The sequence below is a fragment of the Mesorhizobium sp. M0293 genome (genome assembly GCF_040321735.1).
In the GTDB taxonomy this organism is placed as follows: domain Bacteria; phylum Pseudomonadota; class Alphaproteobacteria; order Rhizobiales; family Rhizobiaceae; genus Mesorhizobium.
Genome location: NZ_JAMYSA010000044.1, coordinates 32,722 through 52,565, shown reverse-complemented (window position 1 = coordinate 52,565; position 19,844 = coordinate 32,722). Strand labels below are relative to the sequence as shown.

The 19,844-nt window shown below is 61.9% G+C and carries 16 protein-coding genes and 1 pseudogene; 3 read left to right on the top strand and 14 right to left on the bottom strand.

Annotation, left to right across the window (positions count from 1 at the left end):
• Window positions 1-221: 221 nt before the first annotated feature.
• Window positions 222-443, top strand: a pseudogene (locus tag NKJ06_RS18150) (putative quinol monooxygenase); the annotation flags it as partial.
• 106 nt (window positions 444-549) lie between these two features.
• Here NKJ06_RS18150 and NKJ06_RS18145 read toward each other — a convergent pair.
• From NKJ06_RS18145 to NKJ06_RS18120, 6 genes are all read right to left on the bottom strand, one after another.
• Entirely contained in the window at window positions 550-2,937 is a 2,388-nt protein-coding gene (locus NKJ06_RS18145; RefSeq protein ID WP_352628148.1) for a polysaccharide biosynthesis tyrosine autokinase, read from the bottom strand.
• 236 nt (window positions 2,938-3,173) lie between these two features.
• Window positions 3,174-4,070: a UTP--glucose-1-phosphate uridylyltransferase gene (locus tag NKJ06_RS18140; protein WP_352628149.1), complete on the bottom strand. Its 897-nt coding sequence runs from the start codon at window positions 4,068-4,070 to the stop codon at window positions 3,174-3,176.
• Window positions 4,071-4,144: 74 nt separating this feature from the next.
• Window positions 4,145-5,095 (bottom strand): glycosyltransferase family 2 protein, encoded by a 951-nt coding sequence (locus NKJ06_RS18135; protein WP_352628150.1) that lies wholly within the window; start codon window positions 5,093-5,095, stop codon window positions 4,145-4,147.
• Window positions 5,085-6,035, bottom strand: coding sequence for a glycosyltransferase family 2 protein (locus NKJ06_RS18130; protein WP_352628151.1), 951 nt, complete (start codon window positions 6,033-6,035; stop codon window positions 5,085-5,087). Before NKJ06_RS18130 ends, NKJ06_RS18135 begins: the two co-directional genes overlap by 11 nt.
• Window positions 6,035-7,030 carry a glycosyltransferase family 2 protein gene (locus NKJ06_RS18125; RefSeq protein ID WP_352628152.1) on the bottom strand — a complete coding sequence of 332 codons (996 nt, stop codon included), beginning with the start codon at window positions 7,028-7,030 and terminating at the stop codon, window positions 6,035-6,037. Before NKJ06_RS18125 ends, NKJ06_RS18130 begins: the two co-directional genes overlap by 1 nt.
• 34 nt (window positions 7,031-7,064) lie before the next feature.
• A complete protein-coding gene (locus NKJ06_RS18120) occupies window positions 7,065-8,237 on the bottom strand; it encodes a glycosyltransferase (protein WP_352628153.1) in 1,173 nt (390 codons plus the stop codon).
• 183 nt (window positions 8,238-8,420) lie between these two features.
• Between NKJ06_RS18120 and NKJ06_RS18115 the strand changes: the two genes are divergently transcribed.
• Together NKJ06_RS18115 and NKJ06_RS18110 are read left to right on the top strand one after the other, a co-directional pair.
• A complete protein-coding gene (locus tag NKJ06_RS18115) occupies window positions 8,421-9,917 on the top strand; it encodes a lipopolysaccharide biosynthesis protein (RefSeq protein ID WP_352628154.1) in 1,497 nt (498 codons plus the stop codon).
• Between the two features lie 52 nt (window positions 9,918-9,969).
• A complete protein-coding gene (locus NKJ06_RS18110) occupies window positions 9,970-10,992 on the top strand; it encodes a phosphoribosyltransferase (protein WP_352628155.1) in 1,023 nt (340 codons plus the stop codon).
• 160 nt (window positions 10,993-11,152) lie between these two features.
• On the opposite strand, the gene NKJ06_RS18105 is transcribed toward NKJ06_RS18110, so the two are convergent.
• The 8 genes from NKJ06_RS18105 to NKJ06_RS18070 form a co-directional block, all read right to left on the bottom strand.
• Entirely contained in the window at window positions 11,153-12,232 is a 1,080-nt protein-coding gene (locus tag NKJ06_RS18105; RefSeq protein ID WP_352628156.1) for a glycosyltransferase, read from the bottom strand.
• 74 nt (window positions 12,233-12,306) lie between these two features.
• On the bottom strand, window positions 12,307-12,756 hold the full coding sequence (locus tag NKJ06_RS18100) for a hypothetical protein (protein WP_352628158.1): 450 nt from the start codon (window positions 12,754-12,756) through the stop codon (window positions 12,307-12,309).
• 13 nt (window positions 12,757-12,769) lie between these two features.
• The gene (locus NKJ06_RS18095; RefSeq protein ID WP_352628159.1) at window positions 12,770-14,212 is read right to left on the bottom strand and encodes a GMC oxidoreductase; all 1,443 of its coding nucleotides are present in this window, start codon (window positions 14,210-14,212) and stop codon (window positions 12,770-12,772) included.
• Between the two features lie 86 nt (window positions 14,213-14,298).
• Window positions 14,299-15,630 (bottom strand): UDP-glucose dehydrogenase family protein, encoded by a 1,332-nt coding sequence (locus tag NKJ06_RS18090; protein WP_352628160.1) that lies wholly within the window; start codon window positions 15,628-15,630, stop codon window positions 14,299-14,301.
• A gap of 67 nt (window positions 15,631-15,697) precedes the next feature.
• Entirely contained in the window at window positions 15,698-16,561 is an 864-nt protein-coding gene (gene exoK, locus NKJ06_RS18085) for an endo-1,3-1,4-beta-glycanase ExoK (RefSeq protein WP_352628161.1), read from the bottom strand.
• A 148-nt stretch (window positions 16,562-16,709) separates the two neighbouring features.
• Entirely contained in the window at window positions 16,710-17,105 is a 396-nt protein-coding gene (locus NKJ06_RS18080) for a hypothetical protein (protein WP_352628162.1), read from the bottom strand.
• Window positions 17,106-17,374: 269 nt separating this feature from the next.
• Window positions 17,375-18,397 (bottom strand): glycosyltransferase family 2 protein, encoded by a 1,023-nt coding sequence (locus tag NKJ06_RS18075; RefSeq protein ID WP_352628163.1) that lies wholly within the window; start codon window positions 18,395-18,397, stop codon window positions 17,375-17,377.
• A 95-nt stretch (window positions 18,398-18,492) separates the two neighbouring features.
• Complete coding sequence (locus NKJ06_RS18070) at window positions 18,493-19,623, bottom strand: nucleotidyltransferase family protein (RefSeq protein ID WP_352628164.1); 1,131 nt, start codon at window positions 19,621-19,623, stop codon at window positions 18,493-18,495.
• Window positions 19,624-19,844: the final 221 nt, after the last annotated feature.

The window sequence follows — 19,844 nt, the reverse complement described above, 5'->3', positions numbered from 1 at the left end:
TCCTGTTTTCCCGTCTCGCGCTTCTCGCGTGGCCTGGACATTCGCCGTCCCTCGATTCGCCGCCGCCGAACCAAGTGAATCACGCGCCGCAGCACAAGGGAATCGCAAAACCGAATTGCAGGAAAACAGCCCCCATAAACCGCTAATCCTGCAATCCAAAAGCCGCTATCCGCCTCAATCAACATGCCAGATCAACGGCTTGCGGATAGTTCACGGTCGACGAGCCCGGCGTACTTTTCCTTCATGCCGTGTCGGAAAAAGGCGCACCAGAAAAGGTGCGCGTGATCGAATGCTACGCTGATCAGGCGGCCTACGAAGCCCACCTGACCACGCCGCATTTTCTCAGATACAAGACGCAAACGGCGCATATGGTGCGGTCACTTCGGCTCATCGAAACTGACCCGATCACGCTGGCAGCGAAATCCGGTCAGGTTTCAGACTGACCCGCGACCGAGACCCGGCTCGACACCGCCGTTCATCCAGAGCGGTCGACTCCCTCTCAACGCGATGCGCTCTGGTTAAGAGTATCTGGCCGAACAACGGCCGATATCAGACCGGCGCCTTGCTGCGCACTTCCGACTTTTCCAGATAGTAGCTCGAGTATTTATCGAAGAATTTTTCCGAGCCGCCGAACGATCCGTATTTGGCAAGCTTCTTCAGATCGACCTTGTTCAGCACCGCGCCAACGATCTTGTTGGCGACATAGGGCTCGGATTCCAGCATCGACCTGACCATCGCGCGCGGCGTGCGGCCCCATTCGGTGACGAGCACAAAGCCGTCGACCAGCGGCGCGAAGGCCTTGGCGTCGACCACCGGTCCGAGTGGCGGCAGATCGACGACGATGTATTCGAACGTCTCCTTGGCGTTCTCGATGAAGCGCCGCATGCCGGCCGAGGAAAGAAGTTCGCTGGTATGCGAGAAGTTGCCGCGCAGCGCTGCCGGGATGATCGCCAGCTTCGTCTGCCTGTCGATCTTTCCAACGGACTGCCAGGTCTGGCCGCTGACCACCGCCTCCATCAAGCCTTGCTCGGCTTCCATGCCGAGGCCTCGGCTGAGGCCGGGATTGCGCAGGTCGCCGTCGATCAGCAGCGTCTTGGCGCCGTTGGCGGCAAGCAAGCCGGCGAGATTTGCCGCGACCGTCGACTTGCCCTCGCCGGGAAGCACCGAGATGACGCCGATGACGCGGCTGCCTTGCCCTTCCAACACGACGTCGAAGGCGATCTTGGTGCTGCGCAGCGTTTCGGAGAACATCGAGGCAGGCGAATCGATGCTGACCCGCATGCGCGCCCGCTTTTCCGCCGCCGAAAGCGATTTGGCGGTCTTGGTATCCATCTTGGTCTCGCCCGGCTTTTCTTCCTTGCCGAGCTTGCCGCCGATCGTCGGCAGATAGCCGAGGAATTTCAGGCCGACGCGGTCGCGCACATCCTCGCCCGTCCTGAAGAACCGTTCGTTGAACTCGTTCAGGCCGCCGAAGCCGGCGCCCATCAGCGTGCCAAGAACCAGCGAAAGTCCGAGCACGATAATCGTACGCGGGCTTGACGCGGTAAGCGGCATCGAGGCGTCCGAGATGATGCGGATCTTGCCGACAGGGAAGGACTGCTGCTGCGCGGCTTCCTCATAGCGGCCGAGGAATGTCTGATAGAGCGTGGTGAGTGCCGTCGCCTGCTGATCGAGTTCACGCAGCTTGACTTGCGTCTGGTTGTCGACGGAACTCTTGCCTTGTGCGGCCGCGACATTGGCCCTGAGCGCGGTCTCGCGCGCCTGCGCCACTTCATATTCGTTGCGATAGCTTTCGGTCAGTTGTTTCAGTTCGCCGAAAATCTGCGTCGATATGTCGGCCTTCTCCTTGGCGAGCGCCACCGCCTGCGGATGCTCGGGACCGAAATTCGCCTCGACATCCTGCAGCCGCTTGGCCACCGTCAGGTAGCGGGTCTTGAGCGCCGCGATGACCGAGCTGCTCGGCTGGTCGCTCGATATGGCGGCATCCTTGAAGGCATTGTCGGAGCCGCTGTCGACAATCGCCTTGTACTGCTGGTAGCGGGCGCTGGCGCGCGCAGTGTCGGCCTGCGCGACGATGAGCTGGGCGTTGAGATCGGAGAGCTGCTTGTCGCTCATCAGCTGGCCATCGCTGTTGGCGGCAAGCCCGTGTTCGGCCCGGAATTTCTCGACCGCGAGCGAGGCTGCCTGGGAACTCTGGCGCAGTTCGGTCAACCGGCCCTGCAGCCAGACCGCCGCCCGCTCGGTGGCGTCGAAGCTGGCATCGAGCTGATCGGCGAGATAGGCATCGGCATAGGCTTTGGTGACCGCGTTCGCCAGGGCCGGATCCGTCGCCTGATAGCCAAGCGCGATGACATAGCTTCGGCCGACGCGCTCTGCCTGCATCTCGTTCTGCAGCTTGAGGATCGCGTAGTCACGACGCGACGTCGCGATCAGCGCGTCGCGGGCCGCGGGATCGAGCTTGCTGATGTCGCCAACGCCCGGCATGGAAGGGCTGGGGCGGACATACTGGATCACGCTTCGGACAAAACCGACGCCCTTCGCCAGAGCCGATACGGGCGGATTCATGAACGCATCGTTCTGGTCGAGCTTCAGCTTGTCGACCACCACCGAGGCAAGCCGCGTCGAGGTCAGGATTTCGATCTGGCTCAGGATGGCGGAATCGGTCTGCATGGTTGTCGACGCCGCCGAGATGTCGTCCACAATCTTGTTCAAGCCCTCGTCGATCAGCACGCTCGCGACCGACTGATATTTGGGCGGCGTCGTCTGCAAATAGAGCACGCCCAGGAAGAGACCGATGACAGCGCACACGGCAACCACCTTGGCCTGCCGTGCAGCCATGCCAAGCAGCCGCTCGATATCGATGAAGTCTTCGCCGTCTCCTGCATCCGAATTCGGCAATGGCATCCTCTTGTCGAGAGGAAAGTTGGCATAATTCATCTTCGGTCCAATTCTAGAGCCGGTCCCATTCCGATCGATCGCAATGGGCTCTATCTTACTGTTTAAGCATGATCTTTGCCGGAAACCGGGACCCACTTTCCGGAATCATGCTTTGGCTTGCAGGCCCCTCGAAGATCGGGAGCATCGCCAGAATCGATGCACGCGTCGTGCCAGACAGCGAGGGCCTGTCGGCCCCTCTTCGCCAGCCATCTGAAAATGCTCCCGAAAAATGGGCATTATGCGGCTTCTTCCTGGCGTTCATGCGACCGGACGAACTCCTGAAGCATCTCGAAAACCGGGCCCTTCATGTCGTCGCGCGCCAACGCGAAGGCGATATTGGCCTGGATGAACCCTTCCTTGGAACCGCAGTCGAACATGCGGCCCTTGAAAGGCTGGGCGAAGAACGGCTGATCCGTCGACAGACGGACCATGGCGTCCGTCAGCTGGATCTCGTTGCCGGCGCCGCGCTGCTGATTGCCCAGAAGCGCGAAGATCTCGGGCTGCAGGATGTAGCGGCCGTTGATGTAGAAATTCGACGGCGCGTTGGCCGGCGCTGGCTTTTCAACCATGGCCGTCACCTCGAAGCCGCCGCCGATTTCGGCGCCACGGCCAACGATGCCGTATTTGTTGGTCTCGCTCGGGTCACAACGCTCGACGGCGATGACATTGCCACCGGTGCGCTCATAAAGGTCGACGGTTTCGGCCAGGCATCCGCGCCCGCCGAAGGAGACCATGTCCGGCAGCAGCAAGGCGAAGGGCTCGTTGCCGATAACCTCGCGCGCGCACCAGACGGCATGGCCGAGGCCTTGCGGCGATTGCTGGCGGATGAAGCTAGTGGCACCGGCCACCGGCAAAAGGCTTTCCAGCGACTGCAATTGCGCCTTCTTGCCGGTCTGCTCCAGGGTTCCGATCAGTTCCGGATGCAGGTCGAAATAGTCCTCGATCACCGCCTTGTTGCGACCGGTCACGAACACGATGTGCTCGATGCCCGCCTCGAAAGCCTCATCCACCGCATATTGCACTACAGGCCTGTCGACGACGGGAAGCATTTCCTTCGGCATCGACTTGGTCGCCGGCAGGAACCGTGTTCCAAGCCCCGCCACCGGTATCACGGCTTTCCTGATTTTCTTCATCGCAAATTCCTTCTGAGGAGATCGACTTCAGTCCATTCGCAGGCCATGAAAAAACCCTCCATGTGCCTGCATCTTCACCTCCCCGCCCCAACGGCAAACTGTGCCGCCATTCTTCGGAACCGCACCGCGATCGGCATGCCCATATGCCTGACCGCCGCCGGGTCGCTGAGCGCTGTCCAGATCGCCTTTAGCGGGGACCGCGCCTTGATGTGCTGAACCATCGACAGGAACGACGCGGCCTTGCGCAGGCTGCGACCGCGTCGAGCGAAGGCGGCCTGCGCGGCCTCATCCATCTGATGGGTTTGAGCGAACACCGCATCTGCCCTGAGCATCGCTTCGACGTGGTGAAGCTCGAGCACGCGCGAGATGGAACCGCTACGGATATGGTAGGCATAGCCGATATCAGGTTCGACCACGCATTTGCCGCCCTTGGCCAGGGCGCCGGCAAACAGGATGTAGTCTTCGCCGATCCTCAGTTTTTCATCATAACGAAGCTGGTTCTCGTTCAGGAACTCGCGCTGGAAGATCGGCTTGAGGTAGCCGAGATTGAACTTCGATTCGAAGACGACGTTGCCGGCGATGTAGGTGGCCAGCGAAATTTCGCGCAAGCCTTCCAGATAATGCCGCGGGAACATCGCGTCCTCGACGACACCGTCCTCACGAATGACCTGCAGATTGTCGACGGCGATCTGGGCACCTGCTCTTTCAGCACGAGCGATCATTGCGGCGAGCCGGTCGGGAAAGACCGCGTCATCGGAATCGAGAACCGCGATCCATCTGCCTCGGGCGGCATCGAGGCCTGCATTCCTGGCGCCGCCAGGGCCGCGATTGCTGGCCAGGGCGACGACGCTGACGATATCCTGCGCGTAGGCCCGCGCCACGTCGAGCGTCGCGTCGCGCGACTTGTCGTCGACAACGATGATTTCGACGCTGACGTTTTTCTGGGCGATGGCGCTGGCGATCGCCCGGTCGAGGGTCGCCTCGGCGTTGAAGGCGGCAATCACGAAGCTGACATCAGGCTGCACGCTTGCCTCCTTCCTGTGGCGAAGGCTGACCGTAAAGGCGGATTTCGCGGATGCCGACAAGGCCACTGACTACGCCGACATGCATAATGCCGCGCAGCACGCTTCGGTTCCTGCGGACCGGACTGATGACGACCGGAAGTGCCGAAGCGAAGCAATAGAGGGCCTTTGCCGACGCCAGCCCGACCTGCTTGACCAGACCGATGCCGCTGGCGCTACTACCCAGAAGATGGCCATGCGTCTGCCCAACGCGGAAGCGGCGGCGGCCGAGCCAGTCGAATGCCGCTCTTGAGCGCGGCACCACCTCGTCGACCCAAGCTTCCGGCGCAAAAGCGATGCGGCCGCCGGCCTTGTGCATCTGGTCGAAGAATTCGGTGTCTTCGCCACCGGTCTGGCCGCGCGCCAGGCCGAAACGGCGGCCGCGCAGGCTGTCCGATCCCATCCGCAGCAGAACGTTGCAGGTGTAGCCCGTCTGGATCTCGCCGCGCACCCAGACGGGCAAGGTCGAATGGAAGTCGCCGCGCCGCATCCAGTCCGGTGCATCCTGGCGATAGCGCGCCCTGACAGGGCCGAGCACGGCGGCGGCACCGCTGGTTTCAGCCATCGCGACCAGCTCGGCGAGCCATGCGGGCGTGGCGGTCTCGTCGTCGTCGATGAAGGCGACGAAATCCGCCGTACTGGCGTCGAGGCAGGCGTTGCGAGCGATCGAGATGTTGCGCGCCGGAGCATGTTGATAGTGGATCGGCACCGTCAATTCCCGCGACAGCACCGCCACCAGGTCGCGAGCGGTCGGGGTGTCGTCATTGTCGGCGACGATGATGCGGATATCGAATCCCGTCGGCATATCCATGGCGTCGAGCGAGCGCAGCGTGTCGGCCAGTTCCGGTCGCCGGAACGTGCAGACGCCGATGTCGATGCTGCGGTTCTTGGCCTGCAACGCCATCACGCCACCCCGCGCCGAGAGCCGAGGCCGAGAAGCTGCAGCCAGAAGCCGACCGACCAGCCCAGATGCATGACCATCGCCGAAACACCGGCAAGCGCGATATCCGCATTGCGCTGGCGGATGGCCGTCCACAGGCCATAGCCCAGGCACACCGATGCCCAGATCAGCAGCGGCACCGCCGCCAGCCAGTACACGAAAGACAAGACCGCCAGCAGCACGACCGGAAACACCAGCAGCGGCACCATCTGCCGGACTTTTGGGATGACGCGGTGCTTCAGCACGTTCTTGGCACGGCCGCGGCCATAGCCAAGATACTGGAAATAGAGGCCGGAGAGCGAGGCGCGCGGATAGTAGATCATCTGCGTCTTGCCGCTCATCCAAATCTTGTAGCCGGCTTGTCTCAGCCGGTAATCGAGTTCTGCATCTTCGTTGTGGCTGAACGTCTCGTCATAACCGCCGACTGCCCCGAAGGCCGATATCCGCATCAGAGCGTGATGGCCGTGGTCGATCCACTCTCCCCCCGAAAGGTGCCGATGTTTCGAGCCACCGGTGCCGAGCTTGGAGTTCTGTGCCGCGGCGGCCGCCTTCTGCACGGTGCTGCTGCCGCTGGTCAGCATCGAAACCACAACCGAATCCGCTCCGGTGGCCAATGCCTCCTCGACCAGCCGGTCACAATAGTCGTCGGGATAGCCGCCATGCGCATCGATGCGGATGAGATAGTCGGTACCCTCACCGAACGTGCCGACGACGAGATTGATCGCCGCACTCTGGATGCGCCGCTCATTGTGAAGCAGGATAACGCGCTTGTCCTTCGCAACGATGTCCTGGACGATGGCCAGCGTACCGTCGGTGCTGCCGCCATCGGCGACGATGATCCGGGCGTCAAGCCTGGCTGCAGCGGGTCGCAATTGATCGAGCAGCGCGCCGATATGGGCGGCTTCGTTCAGGCATGGGATAACGATCAGGCTGGATGATGTTTTCTCGGTCTGCGTCATCAGTCCATCTTGCCTCTGTCCATCTCTGGCCATCCTATGCCAATGCCTCCGCTGCAAAGGGGCCGGGCACGGCGGTCAGGCTGCGCAGCCGTTCGACGAGCGCCCGGCAATCGCTGCGATCGTAGCTCCAGGTCCTCGGATTGCGGGCCAGAACACGCCCCTTCAGCCTGGCGAAGCGATGCTCCTCCATCTTGCCTAGCGCGGCTTCGAGCGCATCGGGCGACGCATCGGGCAGGAGCACGCCGATATCCTGCTGTTTGAGGAACCGCCCAGTCTCGGTGTTGCCCATCGAGATCGGCACCGCGGCGAAACGGCAGCCTTCATAGAGCCGGTTTGGCAGAAGCCATTCGGAGTTTTGCCCTGCTTCGAAAAAGTCGATCGCCCAGGAAAAATGGACGTCGTTATAAATCGCCGCCATGTCCTCCGGGTTGCGGTAGGGCCCGCGAAACGACAGCCATGGTTCGGCTTCGACGAAGCCATGGAAATCCGGGAATTCGGACAAAGCCGGACGGCCGCGCAGCACGATCTCGAAACGTCCCTCCATGCGGCGGGAGAAATCGGCCAGCAGTTCGAGCGAACGGCGGCAGCGCAAGGCGCCGAACCAGCCGATCCGCCATGGCGGGCCGACCGGACTCTCCAATGCCTCGGGGGCGCCGGGCAAGATCGCCGCGGCCTCGAAGTACTTGTTTTCGACCAGATCGATGGGTGCCGCGACCTGGCCGAACGGCTTGAAATAATTGGCGATGAAGGCCGGCGAACTGGTCACCAGCAGCTTCACATCCCTTGCCAGAAAGCGTTCCGTGGCGCGCAGCGCCTTGCCCAGGACATCGTTGCGCAGCACAAGGCGATGAATGTCGAGGCACTCATATACGATCGGCACCGACGCACCGAAGGCTGACCGGGCGCGGCGGGCGAGCGCCAGCATTTCCAGGTTGCGCGCAATGATGAGATCGGGTCTCGGCATGCCGCCAAGTTTCGAGCCGATCGATAGAGCCGCCTTGGCGACCGCCGCGAGGCGCTGGCCGAATCGCCCGTCACGCGTCGCGCCAAGGTCGATCGGCCGCAATCCCTCGACATCCGCAATCGGATTCGTGGTGCGACGGAAGCCGGCCAAGGTGACCTGGGCCCCACCTGCCCTGAGCATCGTAATCCGCCGGCGCACGGCCGGGTCGGAGACGTCGTGCACAAGGTACAAGACATGCAGCATGAAACTCGACCGCTGTTGGCCCACCCATGGGAATGCTAGTACACCTCTTGCTGCATCGCAACATTTTTGGTGCAACGATCCACGTTTTCTGTTGCACTGCAAAATTATTGTCGTAGTTTGTGGTCGGCGGCGGTCGTGGATTTTCGAGTTTGGAATCCGCGCAAAAAATCAGGAATCCTGAATTTGGAAGCCAATGCATTTGATCCGCCAGAAGGCTCTTTGCGCAAATCGGTTGGGCGCGGCGCAGTTGTCACGGCCATGGCGCAATCGGTGCGGGTCGCGACCCAGATCCTGTCCGTCATCGTGCTGTCGCGGCTGTTGTCGCCACAGGATTTCGGTGTCGTGGCGATGTGCGCGCCGGTGCTGGCCTTCATCGCGCTGTTCCAGGATTTCGGCCTGACCCAGGCGACAATCCAGAAAAGCGGCATCCGGCATGAGGAGGTGAACTACCTCTTCTGGATCAATGTCGCCGTCAGCGCGATCCTGGCCTGTGTGCTTGCGGGTACCGCGCCGCTGGTCGCCGCCTTCTATGGCGAGCCGCGCGTGACCGGCCTGGTGGCCGCGTTTGGCTTGCAGATCATGGCCTATGGGCTGGGTGCGCAGCATCTGGCGCTCTTGACGCGCCGCATGCAGTTCGGCCGGCTGGCCGTCATCGACGTCGCCAGCGCCATCGCCGGGCTCACTGTCTCGATCGCCTGGACCTTCATCGACCGCTCTTATTGGGCGCTGTTTGCCGGCACGCTGACCGGTGCCGTGCTGCCGACGCTCTGCTACTGGGCGAGCTCACGCTGGCGTCCGGGCCTGCCGCGCAAGGTCGCCGGCATCAGCGAATTGATCAATTTCGGCGCCGGCATCACCGGCTTCAACTTCGCCAATTTCTTTGCCCGCAACCTCGACAACGTGCTGATCGGCAAATACTGGGGCGAGGCGCAGCTCGGTCTCTATGACCGCGCCTACAAGCTGCTTTTGTTTCCGCTGAGCCAGATCACCAACCCGCTGTCGAAGGTGATGGTTCCGGCACTTTCCAGGCTGAAGGACGAGCCGGACCGCTACCGCAGCGCCTATCTGCGCGTCATGCCGCTGATCCTGCTGGTGGCGCTCCCCGGCGTCGCCTTCGCCACCGCGATGTCGGATGTGCTGATCCCCTTCGTGCTCGGCGAGCAATGGCGCGCAAGCGCCTCGATTTTCCTGGCACTCGGCTTTGCCGGGCTGCTGCAGCCGCTCAACAATCCGGCGGGATGGCTTTTTGTCAGCCAGGGCCGCTCCGGCGATTTCATGCGCTGGGGCATCATAACGGCGGTGACATCGGTGCTGGCCTTCATGCTCGGTCTGCCCTATGGCGCGCTGGGCGTGGCGATAGCCTACGCGATCAGCGAGTATCTGCGGACGCCGTTCCTGTGGCTCTATGTCGGCAAGAGCGGACCGCTGCAGGCGCACCATGTGCTTCGCGCGGCAACGCCGTTCGTGCTTGGCGCCCATCTGGCGCTGGCCGCGATCTGGTTCATCAAGCCGCAGCTGCCGCAGCAGCATGTGATTGCCCTGGCCAGCGGCGCCGTGCTCGCTTACCTCATCACCATCGTCATCGCACTGGCATTCGCCTCCGGCCGCGAAGCCCTGCGCGAGGCTCTCAAGATGCTGCCGGCAAGGCTGCCCGCGGCAGCGCCGCGCGAAGCGCAATAATTTGGGCGCCTTCGACAGCTACGGACATACCCTCCAGGACCAGGTCTGAACCATGCACTACCGATCGATCTCCGATATGAACGACGCCATTGTCAGGGGCCTGCACCGGCTGCCGCGTGACATCGACCTGGTCGTCGGCGTTCCCAGAAGCGGCGTGCTGGCGGCAACGCTGGTCAGCCTTGCGGCCAACATCCCGATGACCGATCTCGACAGCTTCCTGACCGGGCGGATCTACACGTCCGGCGTCACCAAGCGCCGTGCCGCGCTCGACCGCAAGGTCTTCGAGATGCGCAAGGTGCTCGTGATCGATGACAGCGTCGCCGGCGGTAACGCCATGCGCGACGCACGCGCCCGCATCCAGGCTGCCGGCATCGAGGCCGATTTCACCTTTGCCGCCGTGTTCGGCTTGCAGCCGCAGCACGAGGAAACCGACCTCGTCTTCGAGGTCGTGCCGCATCCGCGCATGTTCCAATGGAACTTCATGCATCACAAATTCCTGGCGCAATGCTGCGTCGACATTGACGGCGTGCTATGCCTCGACCCGACGGAGGCCGAGAACGACGACGGCCCAGCCTATGAGAAATTTCTGAGCGAGGCGCGGCCTCTCCATGTCGCGACCCACAAGATCGGCTGGCTGGTCACCAGCCGGCTGGAGAAATACCGCGCGCTCACCGAGGCATGGCTTGCCAAGCATGAGATTAAATATGACCAGCTGATCATGCTCGATCTGCCGAGCAAGGCGGAACGGCAACGGCTTGGCGCACATGGCAGTTTCAAGGCTGATTTCTATCGCAAGTCCGATGCTATCCTGTTCATCGAGAGCGAACATGAACAAGCGCTGAGGATCACCGAACTGTCCGGCAAGCCGGTGCTGTGCGTCGAAACGCACATGGTCAGCTTTCCCGACACGCTGTCGCTGCCGGCACTCGGCCAGGCAGCCCGCAACCTGCCGGCAAGGCTGCGGCAGATCAACTCGCAAGAGGGCCGCAAGAGTACCGCCAAGACCATTGCCCGCGCCCTGCTGGGCGCCCGTGGCTACGAGACGCTGAAAAATCGCGTCAAACGCCTGGCCTGATCCCCACGCTAGAGCAATTCCAGGAAAAGTGTGAAACGGTTTCCCCGGGAAAAGCGCATAGCGCTTTCCCTTGGGAATTGCGTCAAAACAAGGAGTTAGAGCGGTTCGCCGTTTCCGTGAAACGGTGAACTGCTCTAAGCAGTCTTGCTGCGCGCCTTGGCTAAGCCGCTTGCCGCGCGCGCTGCTGCATTGCCTTGTCCAATATCGAGAAGAAGGTCATGAACTGGCGATCGGGATCGAGTTCCGAGCGTCCGGCGAAGCTGCGCGCGAGGCCTGAAAGCCGGTCATATTCCTGGTTATCATTCCACAGCCGCCTGACGGCCGCGACCCAGTCGGCAAGCGGAGCATCATAGTCGAGCACCACGCCGCCCGAGCCGATCGCCTCGGGCAGGCCGCCGCGCCGCGAGCCGACAACCGGGATTCCGCTGCAATGGGCCTCCGATGCAACGCGGCCCCAGGCCTCCTCCCACTTGCTGGGAGCAAGCAGGATCTTGGTGCGGCCATAGACGGTCTTCATGTCGCTGGTGCGGCTCTCCAGCACGACATTGCCCGAGGGTGCGATCGTCTGCTCGATCCGCGTCCGATGATCGTCGTCCAGCTTCCAGCTTTCGACGAACAAGAAAGGGATTTCGCGGCAGGCGCCAGCGATGCGCACCGCAAGCTCAAAACCCTTTTCCTCATAAGGATTGATCAGCGTGACGAACTGGCCCGTTGTCGGCGTGGAGTAATGCGCCGGGTTGATGGTCGGCGGGATCACCGCCGCCTCGATGCCGAACTCTCGCTTGTAGGTGCGCGCGGTAAACTCGGAATTGGCGATGTAGACTGCCGAGTGCAATTCGCGCAGATCGCCGCCCAGTTCGTGGAACTCGACATTGCGGAGATAGATGACCAGAGGCACGCCCTTCGCCTGCAGCGCCTTGCCGATCGGAACCGATTTGTGACACTGGACCACGGCCACATCCGGCTTCAGCCTGTCCACGGCAAAGGCCGCCGCTTCCCAGGGAAACCAGGCCCGCACCACCGGATAGCCGGGATAGCTGTCGATGACCGCCGGCTGCCGCAGCAGCTTCATCTTGGCACGCGCCTTGAAGCCGAAGACACCATCGCCGAACAGGGCGGCAAGCACCGCGGCTTCATGCCCATGTTCGATCAGCTGTTCGGCCAGATGGTGCGTGCTCGACTGCACGCCGCCACTGAACTCGGGTGTGTAGCCGTTGCCACCTGCAAAAAGAACTTTCATGATCGGGCTCCTTGTCGCATCTCGTATTCTTCGCTGAGAGGCAACAGGCATAGTCCGCCGCCTCGCTTTCGACGTCAGGCAAGTTTCGGCGGCTCCAGATTCGCGAAGGGATTGGTACAGGATTGCCAGCCGGTAAACCGGATCGGGTCGTTGGGCGAACTGCGCCAGGCATAGTCCGTCAGCATATGGAACTCGGCGATGACCCAGCGGTCGAAATGCACCAGATCTTCCCACTTCTGCTGGGGCAGCAGGCGGCGCGCGGCGCCCAATTTGAGTTCCTCCACCAGAGTGACGGCGTCGCTCAGTTTTTCGCTTGGAAAGACCCACGGATTGCGGTTGCGGAACTCCAGCACGAACTGCTGCAGATGCTCGATGCGGATGTTCAGTCTGCCAAGGTATTTTTCGAGCGTGACGCGCACCAGATCCTCGTCCGAGAATGAGGAAACGGCGGCGTAGGCGACCCCTGTCGAAACCACTCCGCCAGCCATGATGGCCAGGACCGAGCGTCGCGAAATTTCGATCATCCGATGCCTCCTTTCACGCGATCCGGCCCGCCGCCCGCAAGGACAGCGCTGCCGCGGTCAGACTTGGGTTGGCGCAGGAGCAGCTCGGATAGGTGCTGGTGCCGACGACGACCAGATTTCTGAGCTGGTGATGGATCATGCCGCTGTCGATCACCGAATCGGCCGGGCCGGTACCCATCCTCAGCGTCCCCTGAACATGCGATTCGGTCGGCCGGATGCCACGGTCGAAGAGCTTTTCGACCGGCAGCGGCGCCAAAAGGTCAGGCAATTTGTCCAGCGCGCGAGCCATGCCCTTCACCGCGTAATCCGATGGCGCCTTGAAGCTGACGAAGGCATTCTCATCCGCGTCAAGCGTGACGAAATTCTCGGGGTCGAGCAGGTTTTCGGTGACCACGACAAGCGGCAGCGCCTGGCGCAGCCGCCCCTTTTCGGCACGCATTCCGTGCTGCCAGCGGTTCTCGAAATAGACCAGTGCCGCTGCGTGCTCCGATCGATGCGGGCCGTCATAGAGGCCGAAATTCAAGCCGGTGGTGATGGTGCTGCCGTCGAAATTGTCGACGCCGTCGAGATAGACCTCGAAATTCCAGCCGTAGGATTCGTGCAGGCCGCGGCCGACGAATTCACCGCCCAGGCCGGACCGCAACATGATCGCCGCGCTTTGGATGGCATTCGCGCCGAGAATGAAGAGATCGCCGCTGACCTGATATTCCTTGCCGTCATGCATGAACGTGACCGAACGGACCGCGCCGCCGACGTGATCGAGCCGGCGCACTTCCGCACCAAGGCAGACCGAAACATCGGGATGCTCGAAGACATGCATCAACCCGTTGTTGACGGTGAATTTCGCGTCGGCCGGACATAGCCAGCAGCGCAGATTGGCGCAGCACGAGGTGCGTTGTGAAGTCGGTACCCGTGCCCGCGCGGTCGGCATGACGAAATGCTGGCCGGGCTGCGCCGCCTTCATCATCCGGTCGGGTGTCGACATGCGATGCGGCGGTTGCGGAAACGGCTTCGAGCGCGGCAGCATCGCCGCCATGTCGGGGTCGCCTGAGATCGACATGATGTCTTCGGCGTCGCAGTAGAACGGCTCGATGTCGTCATAGCTGATCGGCCAGTCATTGCCGATGCCGTAGGTACTTTTCAACCTGAAGTCATTGGGATGGAACCTTGGCGTCTGCGCGAACCAGCAGTTCGTTCCGCCACCCAGCCCGATCGTGTAGTTCCACGGCTTGTCGGAATTGGTCTTGTAGGTCGTTTCATCGTCGATGTCGGTGTTGGCGTTCTGCTCGAGCTGCCATTCATGGGTGTTGTGGCGCCCCCACTCCAGCACCAGAATGCGTGCCTTTCGCCGCTTGGCGAACTCATGCAGGAAGAAGGCCGAACCGAAGCCGGAACCGATCGCGACGAGATCGAAATGATCCTTGGTGATTTGCTCTGGCTTTACGTCCAGCACCATCAGCTACAACTCCACACAGAAATACGCGCTCAATCCTTGCGCCCGTCGGCTGGACCGGTCTTGCATCCGCCTGTCCCTGCCCGGTCTCATGCCGCCATTCTGCCGATCGAGTGATATTCGATGCCGTGGCGGGCGATGACCTTGGGGTCATAGAGGTTGCGGCCATCGAAGATGACCGGCGTGGTCAGTGCATCTCTCAGCGCGTCGAAGGAGGGCGCGCGGAAGCTCTTCCACTCGGTGGCGATCAACAGCGCGTCGGCGCCGCGCAGTGCCGCCTCCTTGGTACCGCACAACAGCAGATCGTCGCGCAGGCCGTAGATGGCCTGGCATTCCTGCATCGCCTCTGGATCATAGGCCTGGACATTGGCGCCGGCCTTCCACAGCGCTTCCATCACGACACGCGCCGGCGCCTCGCGCATGTCGTCGGTGTTGGGCTTGAAGGCCAGGCCCCACAGCGCGAAGGTCTTGCCTTTGAGATTGCCCTTGAAGTAGCGGTCCACCTTGTCGAAGAGAACCGATTTCTGTGCGTTGTTGCGCTCCTCGACGGCGCGCAGCAGCTTGGCGTCGAACTTGACGCCTTCGGCGGTCTTGATCAGCGCCCGCACATCCTTCGGGAAGCACGAGCCACCATAACCAAGACCCGGATAGATGAAATGGTAGCCGATGCGCGGATCGCTGCCGATGCCCTTGCGGACCTCCTCGATGTCGGCGCCGAGCTGCTCGGCCAAATTGGCCATCTCGTTCATGAAGCTGATCTTGGTCGCCAGCATGCAATTGGCGGCATATTTGGTGAATTCGGCGCTGCGCACGTCCATCACGATCATCTTCTCGTGGTTGCGATTGAACGGCGCGTAGAGTTCACGCATCACCGCCTCGGTGTCTTCGCTGTCTGTGCCGACGATGATGCGATCCGGCTTCATGCAGTCTGCGACCGCGGACCCTTCCTTGAGGAATTCCGGATTGGAAGCGACGTCGAAGGCCAGATCCTCGCGGCCTCGCTTCTTCAGCGTTTCGGCGATCCTGGCCTTGACCTTTTCGCAGGTGCCGACCGGCACCGTCGACTTGCCGACGACGATCTTGGGCTTGTCCATCTCACGACCGATGGTCTCGGCGACGGCCAGCACATATTTGAGATCGGCGGAGCCATCCTCGCCGGGTGGCGTGCCGACCGCGATCATCTGGATCTCGCCATGTCTGACGGCGGCGGCGGCATCGGTGGTGAACTTGATGCGGCCGGCCGCATGGTTCTCCTTGACGAGGTTTTCCAATCCGGGTTCGAAAATGGGAACCAGGCCCTGATTAAGCCGCTCGACCTTGGCGGCGTCGATGTCGACGCACACCACATGATGCCCGACTTCGGCAAGCACCGCCGCCTGCACGAGGCCGACATAGCCAATTCCAAACACCGTCAAGTTCATTCGGTTTCATTCCCATGCAAGGCAACGGACCGCCTTCGGCCCGGCCAGTTCAAATCGACTTTCCCAACTACTTTACGCTGCATGCCAGCGATTCCGGAAATTGACAGGGTTCGCCCAAGGCCGTGAACGCGACGCGATCGATCTGCAGCGTGAGCTTGCGCCCAGGATCCGCGAACGCTCCCAACCAACCGGTCATCGTATCGCTGCCCCACAGGCTGAAGAAAATCTTCTGCGCATGGCTCGGCAATTTCGCCGGATCGGTGATCGTGTTGACCAACTCACCGTTGACGTACCAGCGCAAGCTGTCCTTCTGCCAGACGAAGGCGTAGTCGTTGAACGCATTCTGGGTGCCGCCCGGCACATCGACCAGCTTCTCGTTCTTGCCCTTGCCCGCGATATAGGCATTGACCTGCACCTTGGAGGTATCCTTGGTCAGGATTTCGAAGTCGATCTCATCCCAGGGCTGTTTGTCGGATGGACCGATATAGGAGAAGAACGCTGCGTTGAGGCCGGAGCCGGTGTCGGTCTTCAACCGGGCCTCATAGGTGCCGTAGCCGAAACGCTGCTTGGTCTGGACCTCGCCGCAGGCAAACTCACGGTCCTTCAGCTGCTGCTTCTCGAAGCCCAGCGACAGCACGCCGTCCGACAGGCTGACCTGTCCCTTCGACCAGGTGCAATTCTGATGGTTGCCATTGTTCCAGCCGTCGGAAACATACCAACGTGCACGATCCAAGCTTTTGAAATCGTCGACAAAGGACGGCGATGTCGGAATGTCCTGGGCATGGGAAGGGGTTGCCAGGAAACTGCCAAGAGCGGCCAGCAGCAACGCACCGAGCGAAACCAGCCGCCGCCGGCCGGCTTGCCCGGTCTGCTGTGCGAACGACGGTGCGTCAAGTGTTGTCGTGGACCTAGGTTTCGGATTCGAATTCATACAAACTCACCTTTGCGCTGTGCGTCCCCAACCCAAAGTCGACGTTCGAACCGCTCCTGAGCGGGCAACCTTGACTCTTTTGTGACCCTCCCGAATTGCTTTTCTTGCCTTGCATCAAATCCGTTGCAACAGTTCCGAGCCCTCACCTTCAACCCCTGCCGGCTCCCGCCGGCCTGGCGAATTCAGCCGCGGGGGCCGTATCGGCACTCTCGTCGAAGACGATATCCAGCGAATGGCGAAGATCCTTCATCATGCCGTCCTGGCGCGACAGCGCCGCAATGCGGCGTTCGCAATTCAGGATCGACTGCGTCAGTGCGCTGACTTCGGATGACCGTTTGTCAGAGGCGGAACCGTTTTCCATTGCTTCGACCAGGAAGGCGGCGTTGGTCGCCTTCGTCCGATAGCGATTCTCGAGTCCGGCCCTCTCGGACTCGATCTCGGCCGCGATCTGCTCGAACAGCTTTGCCAGACGATCAAGACGTGAAACATCGGTCTGCCGGTCGCGGGCCGGATCCCTTGATCTGAAACCGAATATCGAGGCCATGAACTCAGATTCCTGTCATCGCCGGCTTGTGGGCCGGGCTTCTGGCCGATCCCCGCAGCCGGGGCTCAGAAAACTCGCGTCGCATTGTCCTGCTTCTCCCGGGGGGAGACGTCAGACCAATCCGATCGGGGCCAGTTCGGCTGGTCGTCCAATTGCTGCACCGCAGCATAGACTGCCATCGTCGGGGCCGCGAGGCAACTACCCAATTCGTAAACTCATAAATCCGGCCGAAATGGTTTGCGTGATGCCGAAATGGCTTGTGTGCAGCCTTACCGCTCCTTGCCCGTGCTGGTTCCGGCCATCAGAAAGCGCAGCGGCGGCACATGCTTTTGCCTGGAAGCAAGGCCGACACGGCGAAACAGCGCCTCAAGCTTGTCGGACGCCACGCCCTGGACAATGGGGATGAGGTTGGATTGGCTGGCGAAAGCGTAAGCCGCGGCCGATGCCAGCCCCTGTTCGGACTTGACGTCGAGGAAGTTGCGCAGCCGATATTTGTCGCGCACGTGCCGCTCATGTCGCCGCAGCACGGCTTTCGAGCCTTCCGGCAGGCTGTCGATGGCCAGCAGCGCCAGATCCGCATCGGCCAGACGCTCCAGGTCCTGGGTCTTGTGGCGGCCGCTCAGCGAATCGGCGCGGACGATGGCGCCGTAGCCGCAGGAGCGAATGACCTTGAACCGCGCCCCGCGGGCGACCGCGCGGGCGTAGAGTTCATAGTCCTCGCCCAGCCGCAGGCGCTCGTCGTAGCGCAAGCCATGGCGGTCGAGGAAGGCGCGGCTGATTACCGGCTTCAAAAAGCCCAGTTCGCCCCTTTGCACGCGGCGCCTGGAGATATTGCCTTCGACGAAGCGCTCGAAATCGAGGAACTCCGGATCGGCAGCAAATTCCGGCGCGACGATTTTCGTTGCATCGCCCGTCGCATCGTCCCTGATCAGCATGATGTTGTCGGCCGCGAAATCCCAATCGGCGCCGGCAAACAGGTTGCGAAACCGGCCTTCGAGGAAAAAATCGTCGGCATCGAGAATGCTGATGAACGGCGATTTCGAGGCGCTGATCGCGGCGTTGCGGGCAGCGGAGGGGCCACGATTGACGTCGAGGCGCATCACCGTAAGCCGGCCGCTGCCGTCGTCGGCGGATCGCGCGACGTCAGCGGTGCCGTCGGTGGAGCCGTCATCGACGACGACGACCTCCGCCACTTCCCGTTCGCGCAACGCGGACGCTATAGCGACAGCGATTGTCACCGCCGCGTTTTTTGCCGCGATGATCACGCAGACCTCGGATTTCGTCATCGACATGGATTTGCCTCTCGTACAGGTGATATCGATTTGCCCTCGCCCCGTACTCGTTCGATGCCCGATGAAATTGCCATCAGCGCCCAATCTGTCTTCATTCAGCGATTGCCCGGCCGTTCAAAGATCCGGCGGCTGATGTCGGCGGACGCCGCCCAGCCGGCTTCGGCCAGATAGCGGACCGGCGCGCGGCCGCACAGTTCCCACAGCACCGTTCGCCGCTGTGGCCACCGCAGCGACGGCTGCCACGGCGCGATAACCATGCTGAGCAGATCCTCATTGCCGATGCGCGACAGGATTCGTTTCGCCCGCTCCGACAGCAGCGTGCCGGCACCGCCGAGCAGCACATCGGCGGCGCGCAGGCCAAGCAGCAGCGTGTCATCCAGTCCCTGCGCGGTTGCGGCATCGAGCACATGCTGCTGATCCGCCTCGTCGAGGCGGCTGGCGCTGGCTTGAACGTCGCAGACATAGCCCGCACAGGGTTCCCGGTTGAAAAGCGCCTTGGCGACGCTGATGCAGGACAAAAGCAAAGTATCGGCTGCCGAGGTGAACGGCGCCGTCGCCCCGGCGATCTCGACCTGTCGTTTGCGCCGCAGAAACCCGTCCGCGTCGCGCGGGCTCGGCGAGCCGGGCTGCTGGAGGCGGTAGTGAAGATCGACCGTGGACTGCCTCGGCCCGTCGCCGTGGGTCATGTGTTGTTCGCCGAGGAAGCGGACCCACCAGACGGAACGCGACTTGCCTGATACCTCGTAGCCGATCGTGCGAAGCGCATCACGCGCCCTGAAAAACCCGACGGGCGAAACCAGAATGTCGACATCGCCCGAAGGCTTCATGAAGTGGTCGCCATAGAGCAGCTGTTGCTGGAAGGGGCCCTTCAGGAAGACGAAATCGATTTCGCTGGCGCGCAGCACGTCATGGATCGCCATCGAATCCATGATGCAGGATGCGTTCATCGAAACCGTCCTCCTGCGGTAGGTGTCGAGCCACTCGAAAAGCTCGGGCGGCCTCTCATGCGCAGTTGCGCGCGATAGGGCCTTGAGGACAAAGGTCGCGACCTTGTTCAGCCTGGCAATGTCGGCAATTTTGGCGCAGCCAAGGCCAGGCATCGACACGTTGCCGGCGGCGGCGTGCGGCCCCGCGAAATACAACCGCAGGCATGCCTGCACATAGGCCACCTCGTCGGCACAGTCGGCGGCGCGCAATCGTTCGTATGAACCATCCGGCAGGGCCATTTAGCGCATAGTCTCCAAATAAAGCGGTTTGCGCGACGCTTATGCTGCAAGTGCGAAACAAGCATCACCAAAAACCTTGATGCCGTAAAGCCTTTCCTTTTGCAGTGCGGAATTTTGCAACCGGGGCGTTTACCGATACCGCCTGAAAGGCAGTGAAAATCGTAGTTGAAACATCCCCACCAAGGCGTTTTTCAGCCGGGCTCAGCAAGGATTTGCCAAAT